This is a genomic window from Mesorhizobium sp. B1-1-7 (assembly GCF_006442705.1).
GTDB classification, from domain to species: Bacteria; Pseudomonadota; Alphaproteobacteria; order Rhizobiales; family Rhizobiaceae; genus Mesorhizobium; species Mesorhizobium opportunistum.
Genome location: NZ_VFWQ01000002.1, coordinates 430099 through 456778 on the forward strand (window position 1 = coordinate 430099; position 26680 = coordinate 456778).

Sequence of the window (26680 nt, forward strand, 5' to 3'; positions counted from 1 at the left end):
ATCGAAGGGACCGGGTGCCGCGCAACAAACAGTCCGGCAGGTGCCGGATCGCGCACGAACCAGCGCGCCGATCGTGCGACGACGCACGAAAATTCCAGCCAAATCGATGCCGGTCGGAAAGTGTCAGCCGGCTTTCGAACAATCCGGCTTCGGCTCGCCGGGCAGCTTGCCATCGGGATGGCCGGCGAGGTCGGGATTGGCCGTATAGAGCTGGTCGATGACCAGCGGCCGGTCGGGCAGGATCGACTGGTCTTCCGTCGACATCAGCGTGGTGTCGATCTTCTGCAGGACCGCACCGTCGGCGCCCTTGATGCTGATGGCGATGGCATAGGGCTTGTTCTTGACGATGCAGGTCAGCGCCGGGCTCTCAAGACTCACCTTGCCGAGCTTCGGCCAGACCTTCTGCTCGACCACGATAGGCGCACCGCCGGCCGGATTCTGGAAACTGGCAACCGCCACCTGGCCCTCGCCCATCGGCTGCAAGGGCCGCAGCGTGACGACATAGGTCGCCCGGGCGAGACGGTAGTTGAAGACAAATATCTTGCCCGAAACCTCGAACAGCTTGCCTTCGCCATCCTTGCCCGTATCCCGGCAGGCGCCGAGCGCAACGGCGGCGATCAGCATGGCGCCGACAACGACCGAGCGGGAAATCCTTCTAAGCATCCTTGACCTCATGGGCCGCCATGCGGCGGCGGCGATAGTGACGGCTTGCCTTCTGCCGGTTGCCGCACACCGCCATGTCGCACCAAAGGCGACTGGAATTGCGGCTCCTGTCGACGAACAGCCAGGTGCAGTTGGGACAGATCCTCAATCTTGCGACTGTATCGTCCCGCAGCAGCGACAGCGCCGAAACCGCCAGCGCCGCCTCGAAGGCGATCGGCGTCACAGGGTCGCCGAACGGCCTTCCCGGCGCGCCGATCTCGGTCCGGCTGCCAGCCAGGCCCTCGGCACAGGCCGTCAGGAACCCGGGCATATCCGCGGTCGCGAGCACCCCTTTCGACACTGCACCGCGAAACAGCCGGTCGGTCGCCTCGCGGATCGACAGCACGACGGGGGCGATCGCCGCAGGCGAGGAAACCGCAAGCCGCCTGTCGCCAAGCTCGTCGGCGCGAAAACCGCTGGCCGCCTCGGCAAAGCGGGCGATTTCGGCGGGATCGTCGAAGCGGTCGAAGGTGCGCTGGGGATCGCCGCGCAGCACGACGGTGTTCGCCGTATCGAGCGCGAGCAGGCCGCCGGTGAAGCGATGCGGGGTCCAGGCAACTGTCATGCCCAAAATCTAACCGATAAATCGCATTTGACAAGTTAGATTCACCGATGCAAACCTCCTGTGGGTAAGCTATCGTCGCCTTTGTCTTGAGCATTCCGTCAGTCCAACCGCTGTGCGCTTTGGGCGACATGCTTTGCAGGTTTTGCATGCTCTATTTCTTCCAGCAGGTGCTGAACGGGCTGCATTCGGGTGCGCTCTATGCGCTGCTTGCCTTCGGCTACGTGCTGACCAACGGCATCCTGCACCGCACCAACCTTGCCTATGGCGCGCTGTTCGCCTTCTGCGGCCAGGCAATGATCCTGACCGTCGCCTTCGGCTACCAGGTGCTGTGGCTGACGCTGCTGGCTTCGGTGCTGCTCGGCGTTGTGGCGGCCTTGCTCTATGCCGCGCTCATCAGCCATGTCCTGTCGCGCAGCGTCTTCGAGCCGCTGGCCGACCGCACGCCCAATGCCATCGTGGTGACGACGCTCGGCATCCTGCTGGTGCTATCGGAAGCGAGCCGCATCGCGGCCGACACGCATGATCTGTGGCTGCCGCCAATGCTGGCCCAGCCCATCGTTTTCGCCGAGGGCGCCGGCTTCAAGGCGACGCTGACGCTGATCCAGGTGCTCGACTGCGCGGCCGTCCTGGCAGCGGTTCTACTCGCCACCTGGGTGTTTGCCCGCTCGAGCTTCGGCCGGTCCTGGCGCGCGGTCTCCGACGACCCCGGGGCCGCTGCCCTGTGCGGCGTCGACGTGCGCACCGTGTTCCGGCGCGCCGTGTTGTACGGCGGCTTATGCGCGGCGCTGGCCGGCGTCATGGCCAGCCTCTACTATGGCAATGTCAGCTTCGGTTCCGGCCTCGTCTACGGATTGAAGATCCTGTTCGTGACGGCGGTCGGCGGATATCTCTCGCCGCCACGGGCAGCGCTGGGCGCGGCGGCTTTCGGCATGGCCGAATCGCTATGGGCCGGCTATTTCCCGATCGAATGGCGCGATGCGTGGATGTATCTGTTCCTGGTGGCCATGCTGGTGCTGATCGGCGCCGGCCGCGACACCAGCAAAGTCGTCTGAACCGATCAGACTTTGGTTGCATGACGCGGGGCAGGCCGCCAGTCTTTGGCCCTCGCTTTAATCGATGCTGTTTTGTTGCCTCCATCCTTGTTGACCCGTCCGGCCACGCGCGGCATACCGTTGGGCCACGCGGCGTGACGGAACAAGGGGAGCCGGCACGCCTCCGATAAAAGGGAGGAATGCATGGCAGGGCTTCTCGCTCTCTCCAGGGCGATCGACCGCCTCAACGAATTCATCGGCAAGTCGGTGTCGTGGCTGATCCTGCTGGCGATCCTCGTGAGCGCGGTCAACGCCGTCATCCGCAAGGTCTTCGACATTTCGTCGAATGCGTGGCTGGAGCTGCAATGGTATCTGTTCGGCGCCGCCTTCATGCTGGCTGCCGCCTATACGCTGAAGCAGAACGAGCATATCCGCATCGACATCGTCTACGGCCTGTTCTCACGCCGCGTGCAGCACTGGATCGACCTTCTCGGCCATCTCCTGTTCCTGATGCCGTTCGTGACGCTGATGGTGTTCTATTTCGTGCCCTACGTGCGGCTGTCGTTTCACAGCGGCGAAATGTCCAACAATTCCGGAGGCCTGATCGTTTGGCCAGCCAAGGCCATCCTGCTGGTCGGCTTTTTCCTGCTGGCGCTGCAGGGCATTTCCGAGATCATCAAGAAGATCGCCATCATACGCGGCGACATGGACGATCCCACCCCCTTCATTTCCGTGCACGAACAGGCTGAGCTCGAAGCCAAGGCGCTCGCCGACGAGGTGCGCTCGTGATGGAGTTCATTGCCCAGAACATGGCGCCGATCATGTTCGCCTCGCTGATCCTGTTCATGCTGATCGGCTATCCCGTAGCCTTTTCGCTCGCCGCTAACGGATTGATGTTCTTCTTCATCGGCGTGCTCCTGACGCCCTATTCGGGCGGTGCGATCAACCTCGCCTGGCCGCTGCTCTATGCGCTTCCGGACAATTTCTACGGCAGCCGGGTGATGTCGAACGACACGCTGCTGGCGATCCCGTTCTTCACCTTCATGGGCATCGTGCTCGAGCGATCGGGCATGGCCGAGGACCTGCTCGACACGATCGGCCAGCTGTTCGGACCGATCCGCGGCGGTCTAGCCTACGCGGTGATCTTCGTCGGCGCGCTGCTGGCGGCGACCACCGGTGTGGTGGCGGCATCGGTCATTGCCATGGGACTGATCTCGCTGCCGATCATGCTGCGCTATGGCTATGACCGCCGGCTGGCGTCCGGCGTCATCGCCGCCTCCGGTACGCTCGCGCAGATCATCCCGCCGTCGCTGGTGCTGATCGTGCTTGCCGACCAGCTCGGCCGCTCGGTCGGCGACATGTATGCCGGCGCGCTGATCCCCGGCCTGGTGCTGACGGGGCTCTACGCGTTTTACATTCTCATCGTGTCGATCTTCCGGCCGAAGATGATGCCGGCGCTGCCGCTCGAAGCACGCACGCTTGGTCATGGCGTGATGTCGCTGCTGGTGGCGCTGGTGGCAACGGTGGCCATATCCTACGCGGCGTACCGCTATCTGGCGCCGGCGCATGGCGACAATGCCGATATTCTGGGCGCCACGGCCGGCGTGATCGTGATCTATATCGTCGCCATTGCCGACCGGCGGCTGAACATCCACATGATGTCCAGGCTGGCGCAGCAGGTGGTCATCGTGCTGATCCCGCCGCTGGCGCTGATCTTCCTGGTGCTGGGCACCATCTTCCTCGGCATCGCCACGCCGACGGAAGGCGGCGCCATGGGCGCGGTCGGCGCGTTGGCGATGGCCGCGGCAAAGGGCCGGCTGTCGCTGGATGTGATCAAGCAAGCGCTCGCCTCGACGACGCGGCTTTCGTCCTTCGTGCTGTTCATCCTGATCGGCGCGCGCGTGTTCTCACTGACCTTCTACGGCGTCAACGGCCAGATATGGGTCGAGCACCTTTTGACTTCGCTGCCGGGCGGCGAAGTCGGCTTCCTGATCGGCGTCAATATCCTCGTCTTCTTCCTGGCCTTCTTCCTCGATTTCTTCGAGTTGGCCTTCATCATCGTGCCGCTGCTGGCGCCGGCGGCCGACAAGCTCGGCATCGACCTGATCTGGTTCGGCGTGCTGCTCGGCGTCAACATGCAAACCAGCTTCATGCACCCGCCCTTCGGCTTCGCGCTGTTCTACCTGCGCTCGGTCGCCGCGCGGGTACCCTATCTCGACCGCCTCACCGGCAAGCAGGTCGCGCCGGTGACGACAGGCCAGATCTATTGGGGCGCGGTGCCGTTCGTCCTGATCCAGGTGATCATGATCGGGCTGACCATCTCCTTCCCGCAAATGGTGATGCGCTACAAGGGCACGGCGACCGATGCGGGCACGATCGACTACAAGGTGCCGGAAATGCCCTCTCTATCGCCGCTCAGCGCCCCGCAGGGCGGCAGCGCGCCCGCCAATGGCGGCAATGGACCGGCTGCGCCCGGCACACCGGACCTGTCGCAACCGCCGAGTTTCGGCGATTCGCCGCCGGCCAAGCCGGCGACACCGACGCCGGACCTTTCGCAGCCGCCGAGCTTCAACTGATGGGAACGACGCCATGAGAGCGGTGCGGCTGGAAGCGGTGGGCAGCATTTCGCTGCGCGAGGTCGATAAACCCGTCCCCGGACTGGACGATCTTCTGGTGCGGGTCGAAGCCTGTGGCGTCTGCGGCACCGACCGGCATCTTTTCCACGGCGAGTTTCCTTGCAGGCCGCCGGTGACGCCCGGCCACGAATTCTCGGGCATCATCGAGGCTGTTGGGGCCGAAGTCTCCGGCTTTGCCGTCGGCGACCGCGTCACCGGCGACCCCAACATCGCCTGCGGGCGGTGCCCGCATTGCCATGCCGGCCGGGTCAATCTCTGCCGCAATCTCAATGCCATCGGCATCCACCGCGACGGCGGCTTTGCCGATTATGTCGTGCTGCCGCAGAAACAGGCTTTCATCCTGCCCGCCGGTTTGAAGCCGACACATGGCGCGTTCTGCGAGCCGCTCGGCTGCTGCCTGCATGGCGTGGACCTGGCCGAGATCAAGCCCGGCAGTTCGGTGGTCGTGCTCGGCGGCGGCGTGATCGGCCTGCTTACCGTGCAACTGGCGCGGCTGGCCGGCGCCACGACCATCATCCTGTCGACAAGGCAGGCTTCACGGCGCGCACTCGCCGAGGAGTTGGGCGCGACAGCGACGGTCGACCCGACCGCCGGCGACGTGATCGATGCCATCGCTGCGCCAACCGGTCTTGTGCCCGGCGGCGTTGACGTGGTGTTCGAATGCGCCGGGGTGCGCGAGACCGTCGAGCAGTCGATGCGGCTGGCACGGGCCGGCGGCACGGTCGTCATCGTCGGCGTGACGCCGCAAGGCATGAAGGTGGAATTCGAACCCTTCGACCTGTTGTTCCGGGAACTCAAGGTGCTGGGCTCTTTCCTCAATCCCTACACGCATCGCCGCGCCGCCGAGCTGATCGCGTCGGGCGCGATCGAGATCGACCGGCTGATCTCCAGGCAAGTGCCGCTCGAAGAGGCGGCTGACGTCATCGCCAGCCCGCCGGCTCCAGGCGAGGTCAAGGTGCTGGTGGTGCCGGGTTTGGGCTGAAGGGCGAGCTTTCGGGAGTTGGCGCCGCCCCTAATCGCCCTGCCGGGCGGATAAGGGGCGGCGCAGACTTCGACAGTCCTACAGTTTGCCGTTGCGCTGCTGGACCATCATGAAGGTGTCGTAATTGTATTCGGCCACCTGCGCCCAGAGATAGTGCTCCTTGCGGAAGCCCTTGATCGAATCCCAGATCTTCTTGAACTGCGCGTTGGAGGCTTCCATTTCGGCATAGACTTCGTTGGCCTTCTCGAAGCAGGCGGCCATGATGTCCTGGCTGAACGGACGCAGCTTGGCGCCCCCGGCCACCAGCCGCTTCACCGCCGGAGGGTTCAAATAGTCGTATTTCTGCAGCATGTTGGCATCGGCGGCCTGGGCGCATGTGCGCAACAGCGATTTGTAGGTCGGCGAAAGCTCTTCGTATTTCGCCTTGTTGAACATCAGGTGGACCGTCGGGCCGCCCTCCCACCAGCCGGGATAGTAGTAGTAGGGCGCGACCTTGTAGAAGCCGAGCTTCTCGTCGTCATAGGGGCCGACCCATTCGGCGGCGTCGATGGTGCCTTTTTCCAGCGCCGGATAGATGTCGCCGCCGGCGATCTGCTGCGGCACGACGCCGAGCTTCTGCACCACCTTGCCGGCGAAGCCGCCGATGCGCATCTTGAGGCCGGAGAGGTCGGCGACCGTGTTGATCTCCTTGCGGAACCAGCCGCCCATCTGCACGCCGGTGTTGCCGCCGGGCAGGCCGAACAACCCTTGCGTGGCGAGAAACTCGTTGAACAGGTCGATGCCGCCGCCATGATAGTGCCAGGCGTTCATGCCGCGCGCGTTGAGCGAGAAGGGAACGGCCGCACCCAGCGCCCATGTCGGATCCTTGCCCCAGTAATAATATGCCACCGTGTGGCAGGCTTCGACCGTGCCGGCCGTGGTGGCGTCAGCGGCCTGCAGGCCGGGCACGAGTTCACCGGCGGCAAAGACCTGGATCTGGAAATTGCCGTCGGTGGCTTCCGACAGCATCTTGGAGAACACCTCGGCGCCGCCATAGATGGTGTCGAGCGACTTCGGGAAGGACGACGCAAGCCGCCATGTCACCTTGGGATTTGACTGGGCAATTGCGGGTGCCGCAAGCGTGGCGGCCGCGGCGGCGGCACCGACGCCGGTCACGCCGGCCTTGCGGATGAATGAACGACGATCCATGAAGTTCCTCCCTATTGGATCAACAGACCGACGTTCGGGAATCCTCGGCTCCCGCATCGGTTGGCCGAAACAATACACAGGCGAGAAGCCTAGTCCAGCACGGCGGCCGGATTTGGTGACCAAGCCGTGCAGCCCTGCAACTATAGTCTAACAGGCGGTTTCGTGGCCCATGCGACACGCTGAAACTTGGCATGGAAAAATGCCCGGAGATCGCCTATTTTGAAGGCAGGACATTCCTTGCCCAGATGGAAAACAGAGCCAAAATGCAGCAGCCGCTCGTCGCCATATCGACCGACGTCCGTCAGTTCGACAACTACACCTGGCATGCCGCCCCACAGCAGTACCTGGAAGCCGCGATCACCGGCGCCGGCGTGTTCCCGCTGCTGGTGCCGTCATTCGGCGACAGGCTCGACTTCGACGAACTCCTGTCGTCGGTCGACGGCGTCATGGTCACCGGCTCGAAGTCCAACGTGCATCCCTCGCTTTACGGCGGCGACGCCAGCGAGGCCAACGGCCCTTATGATCCGGCGCGTGACGCCACCACGCTGCCGCTGATCCGCAAGGCGATCGAGCGTGGCGTGCCACTGCTTGCCATCTGCCGCGGCATCCAGGAGCTGAACGTCGCGCTCGGCGGCACGCTGGGCACCGAGATCCAGGAACGCGAGGGTTCGCTCGACCACCGCGCGCCGGTGAGCGACAAGCAGGACGAACGCTTCGCCATCCACCAGACCATTTCGATCAAGCCAGGCAGCTGCCTAGCCGGCGTGTTCGGTGCCGGCGACATGAAGGTCAATTCGTTGCACCGCCAGGCGATCGACCGGCTGGGATCGAAGCTCGAGGTCGAGGCTGTCGCCACCGACGGCACGGTCGAAGCGGTTTCGGTCAGGGGGGCCCGCGCCTTTGCCGTCGGGGTCCAGTGGCATCCGGAATACTGGGTCAAATCGGACAGCAACTCGGTCAAGATTTTCCGCGCCTTCGGCGACGCGGTACGCCTGCATGCGGCTGCGAAAGCCGGTGCGCGGGCCGCTGCGGAATAATCAATCTTCCGACTTCAAACCACCGGTGGCCGCCAGCGACAGCAAGGGCGTGGCTGGGGCATAGGATTCGTAACCGTTGCCGTCGGCAATGCTGAAAGTGACGATCGGATCGATGCCGTTGGCGCTGAAGGCGACCGAGCCGTCGGTTTGTTCACGCCAGAATTTTGCTTGCTCGATACCTGGTAGGAGCCGGCGGCAGGCCGGCGCGACAGAAAGCAGCGACAAGCCATCGGAAACTTCGGCGCCGCGGCTGACCGCGCAAGCCGCCTCGTCGCCATTGGCGACAAGCCTGTAGGTGTTGGACGGGGCGGGCTCGTTGGCCGCGCTGTCCCCAGTGCCGCCATGAAACAGCTGGATACCGCCAAGAAGCACAGCGGCGGCGATCAATGCGGAGAGCGTCTTCATCCTTGTCTTCATCCCTGTACACGGACAGGATAAACAATGATTTCCAAGGGTTAAGCCGACGTTAATGAATGTGGCGAACTGCCACTCAGCCGCGAGCCCTCACATTCGCAGTCTCCGGCACCGGCGTCAGCGGGCGGCGCTCGCCGAACCAGGACACAAGATTGTCGACGCACAAATCCGCCATGGCGCGGCGCGTGTGCTGCGAGGCCGAACCGACATGCGGCAACAAGGAGGCGTTGGGTGCGTCGAGCAACGCCTTGGGCACATTCGGCTCGGCGGCGAAGACATCGAGCCCGGCGGCGGCGATGGTGCCGTTGGCCAGGGCTGCCGCAAGGGCGGCCTCATCAACTGTGCTGCCACGGCCGATATTGACGAAGACGCCGTTGACGCCGAGCGCCGACAGGATCTCGGCGTTGACCGCCTTCTGTGTCGAAGCGCCGCCGGGCGCCACCGAAATCAGCGTGTCGACCGCTTCGGCCAGACCCTTCAGCGTCGGGTGATACTGGTAGGCAAGACCTTCGACGCGACGCCGGTTGTGGTAGGCGACCGGCAGCCCGAACGCTTCCAGCCGCCGGGCGATGGCTCGTCCGATGCGGCCCATGCCGAAAATGCCGACGCGGCGTGCACGCAAGGTCAGCCGGCTCAGCGGATAGTCGCCCTTCTTCGCCCAGCTACCGTCGCGCAGCCAGGTTTCGGCGCGCGGCAGGTCGCGGATGGTGTTGATGAGCAGTCCGATCGCGGTGTCGGCGACCTCCTCGGTCAAGACGTCGGGCGTGTTGGTGACCATGATGTTGTTCGCCGCCGCATGGCCGACATCGACCGAATCATAGCCGACGCCGAAGGAGGCGATCAGTTCGAGATTGGGAAGCGCATCCATCATGGCCGCGTTGATGCCGGCAAATGAAGCAATGCCCCGCACCGTGCTGCGCATCTCGTCGGTGACCAGCGCCGCATCGGCGCGCTCGATGCCGATGCGCCTGAATGTCCGCTCGATGCGCCCCACCGCGTGGTCGCTGAAACCCGCCGGCACCAGAATGGCGACGGCTTGCAACTCTTCGGCCTTCGTCATGCACGCTCCACCGGTTTGCCGGTCGACTGGCGCACATGCAGTTCCGGCTTGATCAATTCCTGCGAGGGCCGTACCGTCTGCCCGTTGAGCTTGTCGAGCAGCGCGCTGGCGGCGCGGCGGCCAACCTCGCGCTGGCCGTTCCAGACGGTGGTCAGCGCCGGCGTGGCGATCGCCGCCTCTTCGAGATCGTCATAGCCGGTGACGGAGATGTCGACGCCGGGCACCAGGCCGGCGCGCGCGATACCATTCATCAATCCGATGGCGACAAGGTCGTTCCAGCAGCAGGCCGCGGTCGGCCTGTCCTTCAGTGCCAGGAACTGCCCGGCGGCCTCGAAGCCGGCCTGCTTGGTGCGCGGGCCGGCAATGCGCCAGGACGGCCTGACTTCCAGTCCCGCCGCTTCCATGGCGTTGACATAGCCCTGATAGCGGTCGCGTCCGGTCGAGGTCTGGTCGGTGCCGCCGATCATGGCGATGCGCTTGTGGCCGAGCGAGATCAGGTGATTGGTGGCGAGCCCCGTTCCATAGGCATCGTCGCCGCGAAACACCGGCACGTCGGCGCCCTCGACAGTGCGCGCGATCAGCACCGCCGGCAGGCCGTTCTCCTCGGCCATCAGGATGTCGGAAGCCGGGGTGCCGATTGCCGGCGACATGATGACGCCATCGGCGCCGAGCTGCAGCAGCGTGTCGATGAAGGTGCGCTGTTTCTCGAGCTGGTCGTAGTGGTTGGACAGGATGAAGGTTTGCCGGCTGCGGTCGAGCTCGCTTTCGATCGAGCGCAGGATCTCGGCGAAGAAGGGGTTCATGATGTCGTGCACGACGACGCCGACAATGCCCGAGCGCGAGGTGCGCAGGCTGGCGGCGCGACGGTTGTAGATATAGCCGATGGCGCGGGCATGTTCCTTGATGCGGTCGCGTGTCGAGCCGGCGACCAGGGGACTGTCGCGCAGCGCCAGCGAAACCGTGGCCGTGGACACGCCGAGCGCATCCGCGATCGTCGAAAGCTTGATTTTTTGTGCCAGCGCCTTGCGCTCCCCGAACGACCTGAATTCTGACCTAAACTGTTTAAAGGCGGCGTTATGCCACCGATCGGGGGCAAATCAAAGTTTTTTTGCCAGCGCTTCCGCCTCGACATCGGAAGCCGCGCGGCTCTGCAGCCGAAGCCGATGCTCGCGGTGGACGATGTAGAGGCCGCTGGCGACGATGATGGCCGCGCCGAGCAGCGTCCAGCGGTCGGGGAACTGCTTGAAGACGATCCAGCCGGAAATGATCATCCACACCATCTGCGAATAGGGATAGGGAGCGAGCGCCGTTGTCGTCGCCAGCCGGTAGGCCTGGACCAGCAGCCAGTGCCCGACGCCGCCGAACACGCCAAGCATGAGCAGGATGAACCAGTGCCAGCCATCATGCGGCAGCGAGAACGAGAACGGCAGCAGGGGCAACAGCAGCACCGCCGGCGCGAGCGCCGAAAACAGTATGAGGCTTTCCGAGGTTTCGGTCGCCGACATGCGGCGGGTCATGATGACGTAGAAGCAGTTCGACAGCATCGAGCCGAGCGCGAAGAGATGCCCGATGCCAAAAACGCCGACACCCGGCCTGGTGATGATCAGAACCCCGGCGAAGGCAGCCACGATAGCCAGCCAACGCCGCCAGCCGGCCCATTCGCCGAGCAGCGGGCCGGCAAGTGCGGTGATCACCATCGGTCCAAAGAAATAGATCGATGTCGTCTCGGCCAATTGCAGGGACCGCAGCGCCAGGACGTTGAAGATGGTGGAGCCGAACAGGAACAGCCCGCGCAGCACATGCGCCGGCAGGTTGACTGGGCGAAACCGCACCGGCTGGCGCCAGCCGCGCAGGAGAGCGCCGACCAGCACGACATGCACTGCAAAGCGCACCCAGGCGACGATCAGCACCGAGACCCCGGCCAGGACGAGATATTTGCTTGAGGTGTCGAGGAAGGTGAAGAAGACATAGGTGGAAAGCATGCACAGGATCGCCACCGGCGGCGTCGCGCTTTCTGGGTGTCTTTGGGGAGCATTCACTTGCAGGCCGGGGAAAAGCTGGGCTGAAGCCCTCCTTTGCGGGAATTGTGGCTTGCCGGCAAGCCAATTGTCGCCCGCTGCCGCGCCTGGGCGTGCTGGCCTAACAACAGGTGCCGCCAGGCTTAGTCCATGCCTATGTCGCTAGGCGTGCATGCGGGCGCCCTTGGTGATCTTGTCGACCACCTTCTTGTCGGCGCGCAGCGCGATGCCGACCACCTTGGCGTCTTCGGGCGCAAACTCGGCGAAGACGGCGCGATTGGCGGCGTCGAAGCCGGTCGAAAACATCTCCTCGACATAGAGCGAGGTCGTCACGCCACGCTCGAGCGTGCGCCGGTGGATCGCGGCGAGCGTCGCCTGATCGGCCGACAGCACGATGACCGGCTGGATCGACAGCGGATTGTATAGATTGCCTGACCGGTCACGGTAGGGTTCACCGATGATGCCAGGAAACTGGGCGACGATGCCGCTGGTCAGGAAGGCCGTGACGTTGAGTTTCTGCCAGACCGGCAGGTCCTCCCTGAGCACGATTGCAAATTTCGTATCGAACATGAGACATTACCCATTCGAACTGTCCCCATTCGAGGCTGAAGGAGACGATGTCGCACGATCTAGGCAGCCAGGCCTTCGAGGGTCTTGGACGTTTGTGCGCCGATGCGGCTGAGAACTGCATCATCTCGGCTCCCGACCCTGCGGGCATGGAGCGGATCGAGGCGCGATTCCATGGCAGCGCCTTCGACCTGCACCGCCATGACACCTATGCGATCGGGGTGACGCTGCAGGGCGTGCAGACCTTTCGCTATCGCGGCGAGACCCGGGTAAGCCTGCCCGGCCAGATCATCGTGCTGCATCCCGACGAGTTGCATGACGGCGGCGCCGGCACCGAGGACGGGTTGCGCTACAGGATGCTCTATCTCGAACCGTCGCTGATGCTCGACTGCCTTGGCGGCGCATCGTTGCCCTTCGTCAGGGACGCCGTGGTGACTGACGATGCCTTTTGCGCAACGCTGCTTTCGGCACTGGGGCCGCTGGAGCAGGAACTCGACGAGCTGTTCGTCGACGACTTCCTGGCGCAGCTGATGCAGAGGCTCTCGCGGCATGCCGGCCAGCCGGGCAAGCCGATAGCCAGGACGGCGTGGCAAGCGGCCGCGGCGGCGCGTGACTATCTCACGGAAAACCTGAACCGTCCGGTGGGGTCGGGCGAATTGGAGGCGATCACCGGGCTCGACCGCTATGCATTGTCACGGCATTTCCGCGCCGCCTTCTCAACCAGCCCGCATCGTTTCCTGGTGATGCGCCGGCTTCAGCACGCGCGGCGGATGATCATCGCCGGCGAACCATTGGCGCAGATTGCCGTCGAGGCCGGCTTCAGCGACCAGAGCCATTTCAACAGGCAATTCAAGAAGGCGTTCGGCATGACACCTGGACGCTGGTCTTCGCTGATCCGTGGACCGGCCGCGATGGCGGCGGCCTGATCGTCCTACCGGACTATCAGTCGTCCGACTCGGCGTCGTCGTCCATCAACACCAGCTCCTCGTTGGAGAGGTTGGCCTCGATGCGGGCAAGCAGCTTGAACAGCGCCTTCTGGTCCTTCTTGTCGAGGCCTTTCAGCGCCTGCTTCTCGGTCTTCTTCACCGACTTTTCGATGGCGCGGATGGTTTCGCGGCCGGTGTCGGTCAAGAAGATGTGCGCCTGGCGGGCATCGGCCTCGGAGGCGCGCTTTTCCAGGAAACCCTGCGCCTGCAGCCTGTTGATGGTCTTGGTGATGGTGGGCGGGCGCACGCCGAGGCGACCGGCAAGATTGCCCGGCGTCTGGCCGTCCTCGCGGTCGAGCGCCAGCATGATCTGGTCCTGGCCGGCATAGAAGCCGTGCGCCAGAAGCCGAGCCGCCAGTGCGGTCCTTGCCAGCCTTGCCGCGGAATGCAGCCGGCTCATCGTTGCAGTCTTGTCCGCCTTGGCCATGGTCATCCCTCTTCGGCCGTACCGGTGCGTGCAGCATAGACGCAGCCGGCCGGTTGGCAATCGACGATCGAAAAGATTCCGGCGCTCCAAACAGCTTTGCCGGCAAGCATTGCGGTGTCCGCCGTGGCTAATGCCAGATGTTTATTTCAGTTAGATGACAAACGAGTTTCGGCAGCGGCGGATTCACAGCCACCGCGACGCGGGCGATGTGACGGTCGGCAGACCTGGACCGGACGCCCTGTTTGTCGTCACGTCGCGGAGGCAGCGAAGCTTTTCGCAGCCAGGATCATGGGACAATCCCGGCCGGACGCCTTGGCCCATTGGTTTGCCCCGTGCAAAAGCCCGGCACACATCCTATATGGAACCGACAATCCCTTTCGCGGCCCCAGATTTTGGCCCAGTCAGTTCGAGGCAAGCCATGAGCGACGCACAGACGCAGATCCCCGTAACCGTTCTCACCGGCTATCTCGGTGCCGGCAAGACGACGCTGCTCAACCGCATCCTGTCGGAGAGCCACGGCAAGCGTTACGCCGTCATCGTCAATGAATTCGGTGAAATCGGCATCGACAACGACCTGATCGTGGAATCCGACGAGGAAATCTACGAGATGAACAATGGCTGCGTCTGCTGCACGGTGCGCGGCGACCTGATCCGCGTCGTCGAAGGCCTGATGCGCCGCCCCGGCCGCTTCGACGCCATCGTGGTCGAGACCACCGGTCTCGCCGATCCGGTGCCGGTGGCGCAGACGTTCTTCATGGACGACGACGTGCGCTCCAAGACCAAGCTCGACGCGGTGGTAGCGCTGGTCGACGCCAAGCATCTGCCGTTGCGCCTCAAGGATTCCAGGGAAGCCGAGGACCAGATCGCGTTCGCCGACGTCGTCGTGCTCAACAAGACCGATCTGGTCACACCGGAAGAACTCGCCAAGGTCGAGGCGACGATCCGCGCCATCAATCCGGCGGCGAGGATCCATCGCACGACGCGCGCCGGTGTCGCCCTGTCCGAGGTGCTCGACCGTGGCGCCTTCGACCTCTCCAAGGCGCTGGAAAACGATCCGCATTTCCTCGAGGCGCATGACGACCACGATCACCATCATCATGCCCACGATGGTCACGATCACCATGACCATCATGGGCATGACCACCACCATCATGCGCATCCCTCCGACATCCATGATGTGACGGTGCAGTCGGTGTCGCTGCGCGGCGGCGAAATGGACCCGAAGAAATTCTTCCCGTGGATCGAGAAGATCACCCAGATGGAAGGCCCGAACATCCTGCGGTTGAAAGGCATCATCGCGCTCAAGGGCGACGATGAGCGCTACGTCATCCAGGGTGTGCACATGATCATCGAGGGCGACCACCAGCGCGCCTGGAAAGACGGCGAGAAGCACGAGAGCCGGCTGGTGTTCATCGGCCGCGAACTCGACGCCGAGCGGCTGAAGAAGAGCTTTGACGCCTGCCAGGCTGCTTGATTTCCGAAGTTTATAGCGCTAGCGCTGCCCGTTCTTCCTTCTCCCCTTGTGGGAGAAGGTGGCCTCGCGAAGCGAGGTCGGATGAGGGGTGTTCCAGCTTGGCAATGACGGCACTCCGTCACGCACCCCTCATCCGTCTCGGCGCTGCGCGCCGATCCACCTTCTCCCACAGGGGGAGAAGGCGGAGCGCACCCAGCCGCGCTGGCGGCTTCCGATCGAATGGAATGTTCTTACATGCCCACAGTCGCCCCGCTTGATCTCGAAGGCCACTGCCTTGCCGCCGTCTTCCTCGGCGATGTGCCGCATTTCGTGCTGGCCGATGGCGCCGTCCACCGGCTCGACAATGGCCACAAGACGGTTCAGGCCAATGACGGGCTGCTCGCGGCCTTCCACGACGCAGCCAACGACCGGCTGATCACCGGCGGTGAGGACGGCAAGGTGTTTGCCGTGAAGGCAGGTGGCGAGGCACAGGAATTGGCGACAGCCGGCAAGAAGTGGATCACCAGCGTCGCGGCCGGACCGCAGGGCGCCATTGCCTATGCGACGGGGAAAACCGCCTTCGTGCGTTTCGCCGACGGCAAGACCCGGGAATTCGTCCATCCGCGCTCGGTCGAGGGACTGGCGTTTTCGCCCAAGGGCATGCGCTTCGGTGTTGCCCGCTACAATGGCGCGACGCTGCATTTCCCAGCCGCCGAGGGCAAGCCGGTGGAACTTGAATGGGCCGGCGCCCACACCGGCATCACCTTTTCGCCGGACGGCGCCTTCCTCGTCACCACCATGCAGGAAAACGCCTTGCACGGCTGGAAGCTGGCGGACGGCAAGCACATGCGCATGACCGGCTATCCCGGCAAGGTCAAAAGCCTGTCATGGAGCGTCAAAGGCAAATGGCTGGCGAGTTCCGGCGCGCCGGCGGCGATCGTCTGGCCGTTTTCAGGCAAGGACGGCCCGATGGGCAAGGCGCCGCTGGAACTCGGCACGCGCGGCAACGCCATGGTGACGGCTGTTGCCTGCCACCCCAGCCAGGATGTCGTCGCCGTCGGTTATGATGACGGCATGGTGATGGCGGTGCGCTTCTCGGATGCCAAGGAAGTGCTGTTGCGGCGGCCCGGCAAGGGCGCGATCACCTCTATGATGTGGGACAAGGAAGAACGCCGCATCGCCTTCGGCAGTGCCGCCGGCGACTGCGGCGTCATCGACATCACGGCGTAGCTTCGAAATAGCGGATCATTCGGCGCTGCAGGAAACCTTGCCTGTCAGATCGACTGGCTTGCCGTCGCTGTCCTTGTCGGCCGTGCTGTCATAGACGGCAAGCCTGTAGTCCCCATCATAGACGCCTTCGTCGCTGGCCCTGGTCAGGATCGTCAGCTCGACGGAACTGAAGGTCTTGGCCATCTCCTGCTCGTGGTAGATGTTGAGCCGCAGTTCCTTGTTGTCGAGCCAGTACTGGGTGAGGTTGGAATCCTCGAACGTGGTCTTTCGCAATTGGTCGCCGACAGGCCTTGCCTTGATTTCAAGATCACCGCGAAAGTTGAAGGTCGGGCCGCCCATACCGGTGGTGACGCCGGCATCGACCTGGAATTTCACCGCCGTGTCATCGACCGAGCACCAGATGCCGCCGGTGGCGAACGCCGTGCCGACCGACAGCAACAGCGCCGTCACGCAGATGATCGTCCGCATTTTTGCCCCCCGTGTTGCCATTGCCGGCAGCATTGACGCTGAGTTCTCGGGCACGGTCAAGCACCGCCATTGACGGCTGAGCCAATGCAGGACAGACGCGCGGCCAATTGCGGTCGCCGACCCGAATTGGCTAAGAGAGGAACCTGTCAAAGGGGTTTCCATGCACAGCGACATGTCAAAGACGGCCATCGGTGGCATCAGCCGCGACCGCATCGCCAATCTGCGCGAGACCGAAGGAGAAGTGTTCCGCAAGGCACGGCCGAAATCGCAAGCAAAGGTCGGCAACGGCCTGCCCGGCTTCTTCGGCGGCGTGCCGATGCACTGGATGAATGACTGGCCAACGCCATTTCCGATCCTGGTCGACAGCGCCAGGGGCGCCACGATCACCGACATAGACGGCAACAGGCTCGACGATTTCTGCCTCGGCGACACCGGCTCGATGTTCGGCCATTCGCCGCCAGCGGTGGCGCGCGCCATCCGCCGCCAGGCCGGCCGCGGGCTGACCTATATGCTGCCTTCGGAAGACGCGCTCGCCATCGGGCCGCTGCTGCAGCAGCGTTTCGGCCTGCCGTTCTGGCAGATCGCGACGACGGCGACCGACGCCAACCGCTTTGCGCTGCGCGTCGCCCGCGCCGTCACCGGCCGGGAAAAGATCCTGGTCTTCAACGGCTGCTATCACGGCTCGGTGGACGAGACGATGGTGCGGCTGATCGACGGAAAGCCCGTCAACCGGCCGGGACTGGCTGGCGAGTTCCGCGACCTGACCCGTACGGCCAAGGTCATCGAGTTCAACGACATTCCAGCGCTTGAGGCAGCGCTCAAGGACAAGGATGTCGCCTGCGTCATCGCGGAACCGGTGCTGACCAATTCCTGCATGGTTCTGGCCGATCCCGGCTTCCACGATGCGTTGCGGCGTCTCACCCGCGCGGCCGGCACGCTGCTTCTGATCGACGAGACGCATACGATCTCGACCGGTCCGGGCGGCTACACAAGGAAATATGGACTCGATCCGGACTTGTTCGTGCTGGGCAAGCCGATCGCCGGCGGTGTGCCGGCGAGCGTGTGGGGCATGAGTGACGAGGTCGCCTCGCGCTATGCCGACTACAACAGGACCAAGGAGCCCGGCTATTCCGGCATGGGCACGACGCTCTCGGCCAATCCGCTGCAATTCGCCACCATGCGCGCGACGCTCGAAGAGGTGATGACCGAGGACAATTACGACCGCATGGACCATCTGGCGCGGCGGCTCGATGCCGGCCTGACCGGCGTGATCGACCGCTACAATCTGCCCTGGCATGTCGCCCGCGTCGGCGCCCGCGTCGAGTTCATCTGCGCGCCCGGCCCGCTGCGCAATGGCGCCGAGGCGGAGGGTGCGCATGCGCCGGAGCTGGAAGCCGCCATCCATGTCGCGCTGGTCAATCGCGGCGTGTTGATCGCGCCGTTCCACAACATGATGCTGATCTCGCCGGCGACGTCAGGCGCCCAGGTCAACCGGCTGATCGCCGCCTTCGGCGCGGTTGCGGCAAAGCTTGCGGCATGAGACAAGCGGCCATGGACAATGCCATCGTGACCTCGCCTTCGGGCTCCTCGCCCACCGAGGCGCAAGCCTTTCTCGACGCCCATCCCGAGATCGAAGCCTTCGATATCGTGCTGACAGATGCCAATGGCGTCGGCCGCGGCAAGATTGTGCGCCGGCATGAGCTGAAAAGCATCTTCGAGGGCGGCCGCCACATGCCGATCTCGATTCTCGGCCTCGACATCACCGGCGAGGATGTGCATGAAACCGGACTGATCTGGACGACCGGTGACGGCGATCTCCGGGCATGGCCGATCCCCGGCACCCTTGTGCCGCTCCATGGCACCAACCCGCCGCGCGGCCAGGTGCTGATGGCGATGTACCATCTCGAAGGCCAGGCAATGTCTTCGGACCCACGGCTGGCACTGGCCCGGCAAGTCGACATACTGGCGGCCAAGGGGCTCTATCCGGCCGGTGCCTTCGAACTCGAATTTTTCCTGCTGGCCAACGAACGCGATGCCGACGGCAAGGTGCAGCCGGCGCGCGCGGTGCTTGACGGCCGTGTCTCGGGCAAGACGGAAGTCTATTCCGTCGACCATCTGCACGGCATGGAGCCTTTGTTCTCCGACATCTATGCGGCGGCCAAGGTGCAGGGAATTCCGGCCGAGACGGTGATTTCCGAATATGCGCCGGGCCAGTACGAATTGACGCTGAATTACCGCAAGGACGTGATGCGGGCGGCCGACGACCTTGTCATGCTGAAGCGGCTGGTGCGGGCACAGGCGCGCCGTCACGGCGTCACCGCCTGTTTCATGGCCAAGCCGATCGAGAAATATGCCGGCTCGGGCATGCATTTCCACGTGTCGCTGCAGGACAAGACGGGCCGAAACGTATTTTCGGAAGCCGGCGGCGAAAGCTGGTCGCTGCCGCTGCTGCGCGGTCTCGGCGGCCTGATCCAGACGATGGCGGAATCGATGCTGGTGTTTGCGCCGCACGCCAATTCCTGGCGGCGTTTCGTCTCGCAATCCTATGCGCCGGTGGCACCGACCTGGGGCGTCAACAACCGTTCCGTGGCGTTGCGCGTGCCGGCGGGCGACGCCACGAACCGGCGCATCGAGCACCGGCCGTCCGGTGTCGACGCCAACCCCTACCTGATTGCCGCGACAGTGCTCGCCGGTATCATCAAGGGCCTCGACGAGGGGCTTGATCCCGGCCCCGAAACGACGGGCAATGGCTATGAGGCTGCCGTCACCCGCACGACGATGCCGGCCGATTGGCGCGCCGCCATCGAGGCGGCGAGGACATCCAGCTTCCTGAAGGGTGCGCTCGGCGAGGATTTGCACCGCACCTTCGTGGCGATCAAGCAGTCCGAATATTTGCGTGTCGCGCGCACGGTGAGCGAGCTGGATTATCATCTCTACCTGCACGAGGTCTGAGCAGGGAACTATCGCCCGCTTCGGCCATTTCAATATTGGAATGGACGAGGCAGGATGATGGCGACCACAGGTCTTCCGCGCGATGCGAAGATGCCAGCCCGACGCGTTTCCGTTCCGCGCGCCGAACTGATATCGGACGAGACTGATGCCAACTCGATCCCGGAACTGCGCGAGGCGGCGGAAGGTTGCCGTCGCTGTCCGCTGTGGCGCAATGCGACACAGACCGTCTTCGGTGAGGGTCCTGACAACGCCAAGGTGATTTTCGTCGGCGAACAGCCGGGTGACCAGGAGGATCTCGCCGGCAAGCCCTTCGTCGGCCCGGCGGGCAGGGTGTTCGATGCCATCCTCGATGACGCGGACGTTGACCGTCAAAAAGTCTATGTCACCAACGCAGTCAAGCACTTCAAATTCGAGCCGCGCGGCAAGCGTCGCATCCACTCCAAACCCAATGCCGGCGAGGTTCAGGCCTGCCGCTGGTGGCTCGACCAGGAGTTCGAACTGATCAAGCCGCACCTCGCCGTCGCGCTCGGCGCAACGGCGGCGTTGTCGCTGCTTGGCAAGGCGACACCGGTGATGAAGATGCGCGGCCAGGTGATCGAGCGCGAGGACGGCCTGCGTGTGTTCATCACCATCCACCCTTCCTTCATCCTGCGCATCCGCGAGCCTGCGGACAAGGAAGCCGAGCGCAAGCGCTTCCTGAAGGATATGAGAGAGGTAAAGCGGTTGATGGCGGCTTGATCAGGTTGATCAGGGATCGTCGGTCGGCGCCGCCCCTCATTGTCCTGCCGGACATTTCTCCCCGTATAGGGACGGGGAGAAAGGCGCTGTCATCGCGGCTTTCGCCAATCGCCAACGCAAGAAGAGCCCGAGGCACATTTCCTCTCCCCCGTCGATCGGGGGAGAGGTGGCGAGCGAAGCTCGACGGAGTGGGGGTCGACCTCCATTCCGTCTCATTGCCGCTTGCCTGAGCTTTCTGCCCGCCAAATTGTGCCTTGCGGCGGCGCGTTTGCCGAATGGCTTCCCCCACTCCGTCGCTGCTTCGCAGCGCCACCTCTCCCCCCTCCGGAGGGAGAGGAAAGAGCGCCAACGTTGGCGAACTCGCGCTTTAACGGACGAGAATGGCCCTGAGATCGTTGACGTTCGTGCCCGTAGGCCCTGGCACGAACAGGTCGCCGACCGCATTGAACGCCGTCCAGGCGTTGTTGCCCGCCAGCATGGCCTTGGCATCCATACCCGCCGCCCGCATGCGCGAAACGGTCGAACCATCGGCGAAGGCGCCGGCATTGTCTTCCGACCCGTCGATGCCGTCCGTGTCGGCGGCCAAGGCGTGCATACCCTCAACGCCGTTGATGCCGATGGCGAAGGCGAGCAGGAATTCCGAGTTGCGGCCACCCTTGCCCTTGGCGCGCAAAGTCACGGTTGTCTCGCCACCAGACAGGATCACCACCGGCTTTTGGAATGGCCGGTCGCGCGTCGCGACCTCACGCGCGATGGCCGCATGGACGCCACCGACCTCACGCGCTTCGCCCTCGATGGCATCCGACAGGATGACCGCCTCGATGCCCTGTCGACTGGCTTCCGCGGCTGCCGCTTCCAGAGAGACGCCGGCCGAGGCGATGAGATGCACCTCGTTGCGCGAAAAGCGCTGGTCATCGGGACCTGGCGCATCGGCAGCCGGCGAATTGATGTGCGCCATCACCGCAGCCGGCAGCTTCATGCCATAGGCCGATATCGATGCCAGCGCATCTTCACGGCTGCCAACGTCCGGCACGGTCGGCCCGGAAGCGACGAGTGCCGGATTGTCGCCGGGAATGTCGGAGACAACCAGCGACACCACCTTGGCCGGCCAAGCGGCGGCCGCCAGCCGGCCACCCTTGATGGTGGAAAGGTGCTTGCGGATGGTGTTCATCGCAGCGATCGGCGCGCCGGAAGCAAGCAGCGCCTCGTTGACGGCGATCTCGTCGGCGAGCGTCAGGCCGGCGGCCGGCGATGGCAGCAGCGCCGAGCCGCCACCGGAAATCAACGCCACGACCAGGTCGTCCGCGGTCAGCCCCCTGACCTTTTCCAGCAATCGCCGCGAAGCTTCGAGGCCAGCGGCGTCCGGCACCGGATGCGCCGCCTCGATGATCTCGATCCGCTCGCATTTGGCACCATAGCCGTAGCGGGTAACGACCAGCCCTTCGATCGGCCCGTCCCATACCTTCTCGAACGCCGCCGCCATCTGCGCCGAGCCTTTGCCCGCGCCAATGACGATGGTGCGGCCCTTGGGTCTGGCCGGCAGATGATCCCTGATGGTGCGCTCCGGATCGGCAGCGGCGACGGCGGCGTCGAAGATCGAGATGAGGAAAGCCTTGGGGTCGAGCTCTGTCATTTGGCTTCCGGCGGCAAGGCAAGCTCTTGGCGGTCGATGCCCAGGTGGGCGCACAGCGCATCGACGACCACGCCGTGATCCTCGCGCTCCGGCAGGCCGGACACAGCGATCACGCCAATGACGCCGGAGCCCTTGACCGTGACCGGAAAACCACCGCCGGCCAACACATAGTCCGAGATGTCGAGGCCTTCGCCGACCTTGAAGGTGCGGTCCGGGCGTTGCTGCTCCAGCACCAGCCGATAGGTGCTCCTGAGATACCGCCTGACGACGTTGATCTTGCGCCGCGCCCAGTCCGGGTTGGAGGCGTTCGAGCCCGGCATCGCCGCATAGAAGAGCGGCCGATCGAAGGTCCTGATGTCGACGATAACAGGCATGTTCTCGGCAAGCGCCCGGTCACGGATGGCCGAACCGATCTTGAAAGCGACAGCCTCGTCAAAGGCTGGAAAAACAAGAACCTCTTCCTGTCTCTTGATCAGAGCGATGTCGTCCGCGGCGGCCATTTTCTTCCTCCGAAAATCGTCACACGTCGTTTGTACGACAAGCTCTGCCCGGTCAAGCACATGTCGCAGCGGTCGTCTTGCCCCGCCAGCGTCGACCCCCACTCCGTCGAGCTTCGCTCGACACCTCTCTCCCGATCGACGGGGTAGAGGAAGCGCGCCAAGCTGTCCGAACCGGCACCCGTCTTGCGAAGCAGGGGAACCACTTAGCAATCAGGCGCAATCATCATCTTGTCCCCCGCGAAGATCGACCCCCCACTCCATCGAGTTGCGGTCCTCTCCCCTCGGCGGTCGGTCTTAACCCGCGACCATGTCTGTCTTCGCTGCTCGCCCGGCCACATAGACCTCGCGCACGGTGCGGTCGTCGCCCAAGGTCTGCAGGAGAAACAATTCCTGCGCCAGGGTCTCGACTGTTTCCATCCTGAGCCGCATCGCCGGCGTGGCGTTCGCATCCAGCACGACGATGTCCGCATCGGTGCCTTCGTTCAGCGTGCCGATCCTTTCCACCGCCGACAGCGCCTCGGCGTTGCCGCGCGTGATCTGCCAGAAAGACTGGAACGGGTTCAGCTTCTCGCCATTCAGCGCGATCACCTTGTAGCCCTCGTCCATGGTGCGCAGCATCGAATAGTTGGTGCCGCCGCCGACATCGGTGGCGGCCGCGATGCGCAGCGCTTTGTCACGGTTGCGGTAGCGCTGATAGTCGAACAAGCCGGAGCCAAGGAAGAGGTTGGAGGTCGGACAGAATACCGCAACCGAGCCGCTGTCCGACAGCGCGTCCGCCTCGCGCTCGGAGAGATGGACGCAGTGGCCGAACAGGCTCTTTTTGCCCAACAGCCCGTAATGCTCGTAGACGTCGGTGTAGTCGCGTGACCACGGGTAGAGTTCCTGTGTGAAGGCGATCTCGGCGTGGTTTTCCGACAGATGCGTCTGCATGTGCAGGTCGGGATGCTCGCGACAGAGCGCTCCGGCCATCTCCATCTGCTGCGGCGAGGAGGTGATGGCGAAGCGTGGGGTGATGGCATAAAGCTGGCGCCCCTTGCCGTGCCATTCCTTTATCAGCGCCTTGGTGTCGTCATAGCCGGATTGCGGCGTGTCGAGCACACCTTCGGGCGCATTGCGGTCCATCATCACCTTGCCGGCGATGTTGAGCATGTTGCGATCGTGCGATTCGGCGAAGAAGGCCTCCGCCGAGGCCTTGTGCACCGAGCAGTAGGCGACCACCGTCGTGGTGCCGTGACGCACCATCTCGTCGAGGAACAGCCGCGCTATGCGGCGTCCATGCTGCGCGTTGGCGAACTTCGTCTCTTCCGGGAAGGTGTAGGTATTCAGCCAGTCGAGCAGTTCGGCGCCATAGGAAGCAATGACCTGCATCTGCGGAAAATGCGCATGCGCGTCGATGAAGCCGGGCAGCAACAGATGCGGCCGGTGGTCGATTTTTTTCACCGCCTCGCCAGCCTGCTTTTCGACATCGGCATAGGCGCCAGCGGCGACGATCCTGCCATCGCTGATCAGCACGCCGCCATCTTCCTCGTAGCGCCAGGCCGAATGGTCGTCGATGGTTTGCGGCCAGCGCTCGAAGGACAGCGTGCGGCCGCGCAGAAGTATCGAGGTCATGCCTATTTCCCTGCGCCTTCGAACCAGGTCACCAGCAGCGCCCGCTCCTTGTCTGATATCTGCGAGACATTGGCAGGCGGCATGGCGTGGCTGCGTCCGGCCTGCAGATAGATCTCGCGGGCATGTTCGGCGATGCCTGCGTCGGTGTCGAGCATCACGCCCTTGGGCGCATGGTAGATGCCCTCATAGACCGGCTCCGCCGCATGGCACATCGAACAGCGGCCGAGCACGGTGTCGCGCACGGCCGGAAAATGCGCGGAGGCGATATAGAGTTCCGCCGATGCGGATTGCTTGGGTTCGCCGGTCAGCACCCTCGGCACGGTCGACAGCCAGATGATGATGATGAACAGGACAAGGGCGCCCAGCCAGGTCCAATGCGGGTTGCCCTTGCGCGCATGGACGCTGTTGAAATAGTGCCGGATCAGCACGCCGATGATGAACACCAGCGAGGCGATGACCCAGTTGAACTCGGTCCCGAACGCCAGCGGATAATGGTTCGACAGCATCAGGAACAGCACCGGCAACGTCAGATAGTTGTTGTGGAGCGAGCGCTGCTTGGCGATCTTGCCGTATTTCGGATCGGGCTTGCGGCCGGCGATGAGGTCGGCGACGACGATCTTCTGGTTGGGGATGATGACCATGAAGACATTGGCCGACATGATCGTGGCGGTGATGGCGCCCAGATGCAGGAAGGCGGCGCGGCCGGTGAACAGGTGCGTCAGCCCCCAGGCGATGAACACCAGCACACAGTAGAGCACCAGCATCAGGCCGGTATCGCTTTTGCCCAGCGGCGAGCGGCACAGGAGATCATAGACCACCCAGCCGACGCCGATTGTCGCCATAGACAGCAAGATGCCCACGGGTACCGACATCGGCAGCACGTTGGGATCGATCAGGAACAGATCGGCTCCGGCATAATAGACCACGCACAGCATGGCAAAGCCTGACAGCCAGGTGGCATAGGATTCCCATTTGAACCAGGTCAGGTGCTCGGGCATCTCGGCCGGCGCCACCAGATATTTCTGGATGTGGTAGAAGCCGCCGCCATGCACCTGCCATTCCTCGCCGAAGGCGCCAACCGGCATCCCGGGACGCTGGCGCAGGCCAAGATCGAGCGCGACGAAATAGAAAGACGAGCCGATCCAGGCGATGCCGGTGATGACATGCAGCCAGCGCACGGCGAAGCTCAGCCAGTCCCAGAAAATCGCGAAATCCATCATTGACGTCGTCCCTGCCGATGACGCGACTTTACGGTGTCGCGCGCAAACGAAAAGAGGCGAGGTGTACGATGACTTTCAAAAAAAAATGGAAAATACTACAGCGCCGCGCGTCCTCTTGGACGCGCAAAGGACGCTGTAGCACTTTGATCTGGCGCATGATCCTTTCCGAAAATCGATTCCGATTTTTCGGGGTCATGCGCTAGGCTAATCGCTGCAAACCGGCGAAAGTGCTCCGCATGGCCTATCTCGACAACATCGCCGTTTTCGTCCGCGTCGTCGAACTCGGCAATCTGTCGGCGGCGGGCCGCGACATGCGCATTTCGCCGGCGGTCGCCTCCAACCGCATCAAGGAGTTGGAGAAGCATCTTGGCGTGCGGCTGTTCAACCGCACCACGCGGCAGTTGATGCCGACCGAGCACGGCACGGTTTTTTATGCGGGCGCCAAGCAGGTGCTGGAAGCGATCACCGAAGCGGAGGCCGCCGTCTCGGCGCTGTCCGGCCAGCCGCGCGGCACCATCCGCGTGACCGCACCGCTCGGCCTCGGCCGCCGGCTGGTGGCCTCGGGCATTCCCGATTTCCACGATAAATACCCTGACATCGAGGTGCGGCTGAGGCTCTCGGACCATAATGTCGATATCATGAAGGAAGGCATCGACGTCGCTTTCCGGCTCGGCATCATCGAGGATTCCAGCCTCAGGATGCGCGGCATCATGGAATGCGAACGCGTGCTGGTGGCGGCGCCGAAATATCTGGAAGCGCGCGGCGAACCGGTGGAGCCGCAGGAACTGATCGGCCGCAAGCACGACTGCCTGATGCTACGCTACTCCGGCGCGCGCGAATATGTATGGACACTGCAAACTCCCACCGGCCCGCAGAAATTCGAGGTGCATGGCCCCTACGACACGGACGATGGCGACGTGCTGACCGGCTGGGCGCTATCGGGACGCGGCATCATCAACAAGCCGCGCTTCGAGGTCGAACCGTTCATCCGCGACCGGCGGCTGAAGGTGATCCTGAGCAACACGCCGCCGACGCCAGTGCAGTTCGCGGCCGTCTATCCGCACAAGAAGCTGCAGGACCCCAAGGTGCGGCTGCTGCTCGACTTCATGGCGGAGCGCTGCCAGCGGCTGATCAAGGATCTTCTGGCCGGCAAGTAGAGGTGACAAGGGGCTGGCTGGCAAGTGAACGGCTCCTGGCCCAGTCGAAGGGGTTGCCTTGCGCGGTGGCGAACTTAGGTTCGCGTGCACGGCCTCATGGTCGAT

Annotated in this window: 26 protein-coding genes; 12 read left to right on the forward strand and 14 right to left on the reverse strand. The window is 63.9% G+C overall.

Translation table 11 applies throughout. The features are described from left to right. Positions 1 to 123: 123 nt before the first annotated feature. Positions 124 to 663 carry a hypothetical protein gene (locus tag FJ978_RS04555; RefSeq protein ID WP_023765548.1) on the reverse strand — a complete coding sequence of 180 codons (540 nt, stop codon included), beginning with the start codon at positions 661 to 663 and terminating at the stop codon, positions 124 to 126. Next, positions 656 to 1267, reverse strand: a complete 612-nt coding sequence (locus FJ978_RS04560; protein WP_013891565.1) for a CGNR zinc finger domain-containing protein — start codon at positions 1265 to 1267, stop codon at positions 656 to 658. Before FJ978_RS04560 ends, FJ978_RS04555 begins: the two co-directional genes overlap by 8 nt. A 146-nt stretch (positions 1268 to 1413) precedes the next feature. On the opposite strand from FJ978_RS04560, the gene FJ978_RS04565 reads away from it, so the two are divergent. The 4 genes from FJ978_RS04565 to FJ978_RS04580 all read left to right on the forward strand — a co-directional run bounded on the left by FJ978_RS04565 (position 1414) and on the right by FJ978_RS04580 (position 5916). Beyond that, the gene (locus FJ978_RS04565) at positions 1414 to 2319 is read left to right on the forward strand and encodes a branched-chain amino acid ABC transporter permease (protein ID WP_013891566.1); all 906 of its coding nucleotides are present in this window, start codon (positions 1414 to 1416) and stop codon (positions 2317 to 2319) included. 183 nt (positions 2320 to 2502) lie between these two features. Continuing rightward, positions 2503 to 3087, forward strand: a complete 585-nt coding sequence (locus FJ978_RS04570; RefSeq protein ID WP_013891567.1) for a TRAP transporter small permease subunit — start codon at positions 2503 to 2505, stop codon at positions 3085 to 3087. Beyond that, positions 3087 to 4874, forward strand: coding sequence for a TRAP transporter large permease subunit (locus FJ978_RS04575; protein ID WP_140570659.1), 1788 nt, complete (start codon positions 3087 to 3089; stop codon positions 4872 to 4874). The genes FJ978_RS04570 and FJ978_RS04575 overlap by 1 nt, the downstream gene beginning before the upstream one ends. A gap of 13 nt (positions 4875 to 4887) precedes the next feature. Further along, on the forward strand, positions 4888 to 5916 hold the full coding sequence (locus tag FJ978_RS04580; protein ID WP_140570592.1) for a zinc-dependent alcohol dehydrogenase family protein: 1029 nt from the start codon (positions 4888 to 4890) through the stop codon (positions 5914 to 5916). A 78-nt stretch (positions 5917 to 5994) separates the two neighbouring features. Here the strand turns inward: FJ978_RS04580 and FJ978_RS04585 are convergent, their stop codons facing one another. After that, positions 5995 to 7104, reverse strand: coding sequence for a TRAP transporter substrate-binding protein (locus FJ978_RS04585; protein WP_140570594.1), 1110 nt, complete (start codon positions 7102 to 7104; stop codon positions 5995 to 5997). A 263-nt stretch (positions 7105 to 7367) separates the two neighbouring features. Between FJ978_RS04585 and FJ978_RS04590 the strand changes: the two genes are divergently transcribed. Then, the gene (locus FJ978_RS04590; RefSeq protein ID WP_140570661.1) at positions 7368 to 8141 is read left to right on the forward strand and encodes a gamma-glutamyl-gamma-aminobutyrate hydrolase family protein; all 774 of its coding nucleotides are present in this window, start codon (positions 7368 to 7370) and stop codon (positions 8139 to 8141) included. Here the strand turns inward: FJ978_RS04590 and FJ978_RS04595 are convergent, their stop codons facing one another. The 5 genes from FJ978_RS04595 to FJ978_RS04615 all read right to left on the reverse strand — a co-directional run bounded on the left by FJ978_RS04595 (position 8142) and on the right by FJ978_RS04615 (position 12203). Continuing rightward, positions 8142 to 8546, reverse strand: coding sequence for a hypothetical protein (locus tag FJ978_RS04595; RefSeq protein ID WP_140570596.1), 405 nt, complete (start codon positions 8544 to 8546; stop codon positions 8142 to 8144). Between the two features lie 85 nt (positions 8547 to 8631). Continuing rightward, complete coding sequence (locus FJ978_RS04600; protein WP_140570598.1) at positions 8632 to 9615, reverse strand: 2-hydroxyacid dehydrogenase; 984 nt, start codon at positions 9613 to 9615, stop codon at positions 8632 to 8634. Further along, positions 9612 to 10634, reverse strand: coding sequence for a LacI family DNA-binding transcriptional regulator (locus FJ978_RS04605; RefSeq protein ID WP_083833194.1), 1023 nt, complete (start codon positions 10632 to 10634; stop codon positions 9612 to 9614). The genes FJ978_RS04600 and FJ978_RS04605 overlap by 4 nt, the downstream gene beginning before the upstream one ends. 78 nt (positions 10635 to 10712) lie before the next feature. Continuing rightward, on the reverse strand, positions 10713 to 11597 hold the full coding sequence (locus FJ978_RS04610; protein ID WP_041163965.1) for a DMT family transporter: 885 nt from the start codon (positions 11595 to 11597) through the stop codon (positions 10713 to 10715). 198 nt (positions 11598 to 11795) lie between these two features. Further along, entirely contained in the window at positions 11796 to 12203 is a 408-nt protein-coding gene (locus tag FJ978_RS04615; protein WP_013891576.1) for a DUF2000 family protein, read from the reverse strand. Between the two features lie 47 nt (positions 12204 to 12250). Here FJ978_RS04615 and FJ978_RS04620 point away from each other — a divergent pair, with 47 nt between their 5' ends. Beyond that, on the forward strand, positions 12251 to 13126 hold the full coding sequence (locus FJ978_RS04620; RefSeq protein ID WP_013891577.1) for an AraC family transcriptional regulator: 876 nt from the start codon (positions 12251 to 12253) through the stop codon (positions 13124 to 13126). 16 nt (positions 13127 to 13142) lie between these two features. Here the strand turns inward: FJ978_RS04620 and FJ978_RS04625 are convergent, their stop codons facing one another. Beyond that, complete coding sequence (locus FJ978_RS04625) at positions 13143 to 13613, reverse strand: MarR family winged helix-turn-helix transcriptional regulator (protein ID WP_013891578.1); 471 nt, start codon at positions 13611 to 13613, stop codon at positions 13143 to 13145. 418 nt (positions 13614 to 14031) lie between these two features. On the opposite strand from FJ978_RS04625, the gene FJ978_RS04630 reads away from it, so the two are divergent. Both FJ978_RS04630 and FJ978_RS04635 read left to right on the forward strand, forming a co-directional pair. Then, complete coding sequence (locus FJ978_RS04630; RefSeq protein ID WP_023775913.1) at positions 14032 to 15087, forward strand: GTP-binding protein; 1056 nt, start codon at positions 14032 to 14034, stop codon at positions 15085 to 15087. 234 nt (positions 15088 to 15321) lie between these two features. Beyond that, positions 15322 to 16296, forward strand: a complete 975-nt coding sequence (locus FJ978_RS04635; RefSeq protein ID WP_023775914.1) for a WD40 repeat domain-containing protein — start codon at positions 15322 to 15324, stop codon at positions 16294 to 16296. 15 nt (positions 16297 to 16311) lie between these two features. On the opposite strand, the gene FJ978_RS04640 is transcribed toward FJ978_RS04635, so the two are convergent. Continuing rightward, positions 16312 to 16764 (reverse strand): hypothetical protein, encoded by a 453-nt coding sequence (locus FJ978_RS04640; protein ID WP_140570600.1) that lies wholly within the window; start codon positions 16762 to 16764, stop codon positions 16312 to 16314. Positions 16765 to 16924: 160 nt separating this feature from the next. On the opposite strand from FJ978_RS04640, the gene FJ978_RS04645 reads away from it, so the two are divergent. The 3 genes from FJ978_RS04645 to FJ978_RS04655 all read left to right on the forward strand — a co-directional run bounded on the left by FJ978_RS04645 (position 16925) and on the right by FJ978_RS04655 (position 20454). Next, complete coding sequence (locus FJ978_RS04645) at positions 16925 to 18304, forward strand: aspartate aminotransferase family protein (RefSeq protein ID WP_140570602.1); 1380 nt, start codon at positions 16925 to 16927, stop codon at positions 18302 to 18304. An 11-nt stretch (positions 18305 to 18315) separates the two neighbouring features. Beyond that, positions 18316 to 19716 carry a glutamine synthetase family protein gene (locus FJ978_RS04650; RefSeq protein WP_140570604.1) on the forward strand — a complete coding sequence of 467 codons (1401 nt, stop codon included), beginning with the start codon at positions 18316 to 18318 and terminating at the stop codon, positions 19714 to 19716. Between the two features lie 90 nt (positions 19717 to 19806). Next, positions 19807 to 20454, forward strand: a complete 648-nt coding sequence (locus FJ978_RS04655; RefSeq protein ID WP_246678046.1) for a UdgX family uracil-DNA binding protein — start codon at positions 19807 to 19809, stop codon at positions 20452 to 20454. Between the two features lie 367 nt (positions 20455 to 20821). Here FJ978_RS04655 and FJ978_RS04660 read toward each other — a convergent pair whose 3' ends face one another. From FJ978_RS04660 to FJ978_RS04675, 4 genes are all read right to left on the reverse strand, one after another. Further along, the gene (locus tag FJ978_RS04660) at positions 20822 to 22087 is read right to left on the reverse strand and encodes a glycerate kinase (RefSeq protein WP_140570606.1); all 1266 of its coding nucleotides are present in this window, start codon (positions 22085 to 22087) and stop codon (positions 20822 to 20824) included. Continuing rightward, positions 22084 to 22587 (reverse strand): heme-degrading domain-containing protein, encoded by a 504-nt coding sequence (locus FJ978_RS04665; RefSeq protein WP_023775919.1) that lies wholly within the window; start codon positions 22585 to 22587, stop codon positions 22084 to 22086. The genes FJ978_RS04660 and FJ978_RS04665 overlap by 4 nt, the downstream gene beginning before the upstream one ends. Before the next feature lie 294 nt (positions 22588 to 22881). Then, on the reverse strand, positions 22882 to 24198 hold the full coding sequence (gene guaD / locus FJ978_RS04670) for a guanine deaminase (protein ID WP_140570607.1): 1317 nt from the start codon (positions 24196 to 24198) through the stop codon (positions 22882 to 22884). A 2-nt stretch (positions 24199 to 24200) separates the two neighbouring features. Continuing rightward, complete coding sequence (locus tag FJ978_RS04675; protein WP_140570608.1) at positions 24201 to 25418, reverse strand: urate hydroxylase PuuD; 1218 nt, start codon at positions 25416 to 25418, stop codon at positions 24201 to 24203. 236 nt (positions 25419 to 25654) lie between these two features. Between FJ978_RS04675 and FJ978_RS04680 the strand changes: the two genes are divergently transcribed. After that, the gene (locus FJ978_RS04680) at positions 25655 to 26575 is read left to right on the forward strand and encodes a LysR family transcriptional regulator (RefSeq protein WP_140570610.1); all 921 of its coding nucleotides are present in this window, start codon (positions 25655 to 25657) and stop codon (positions 26573 to 26575) included. Positions 26576 to 26680: the final 105 nt, after the last annotated feature.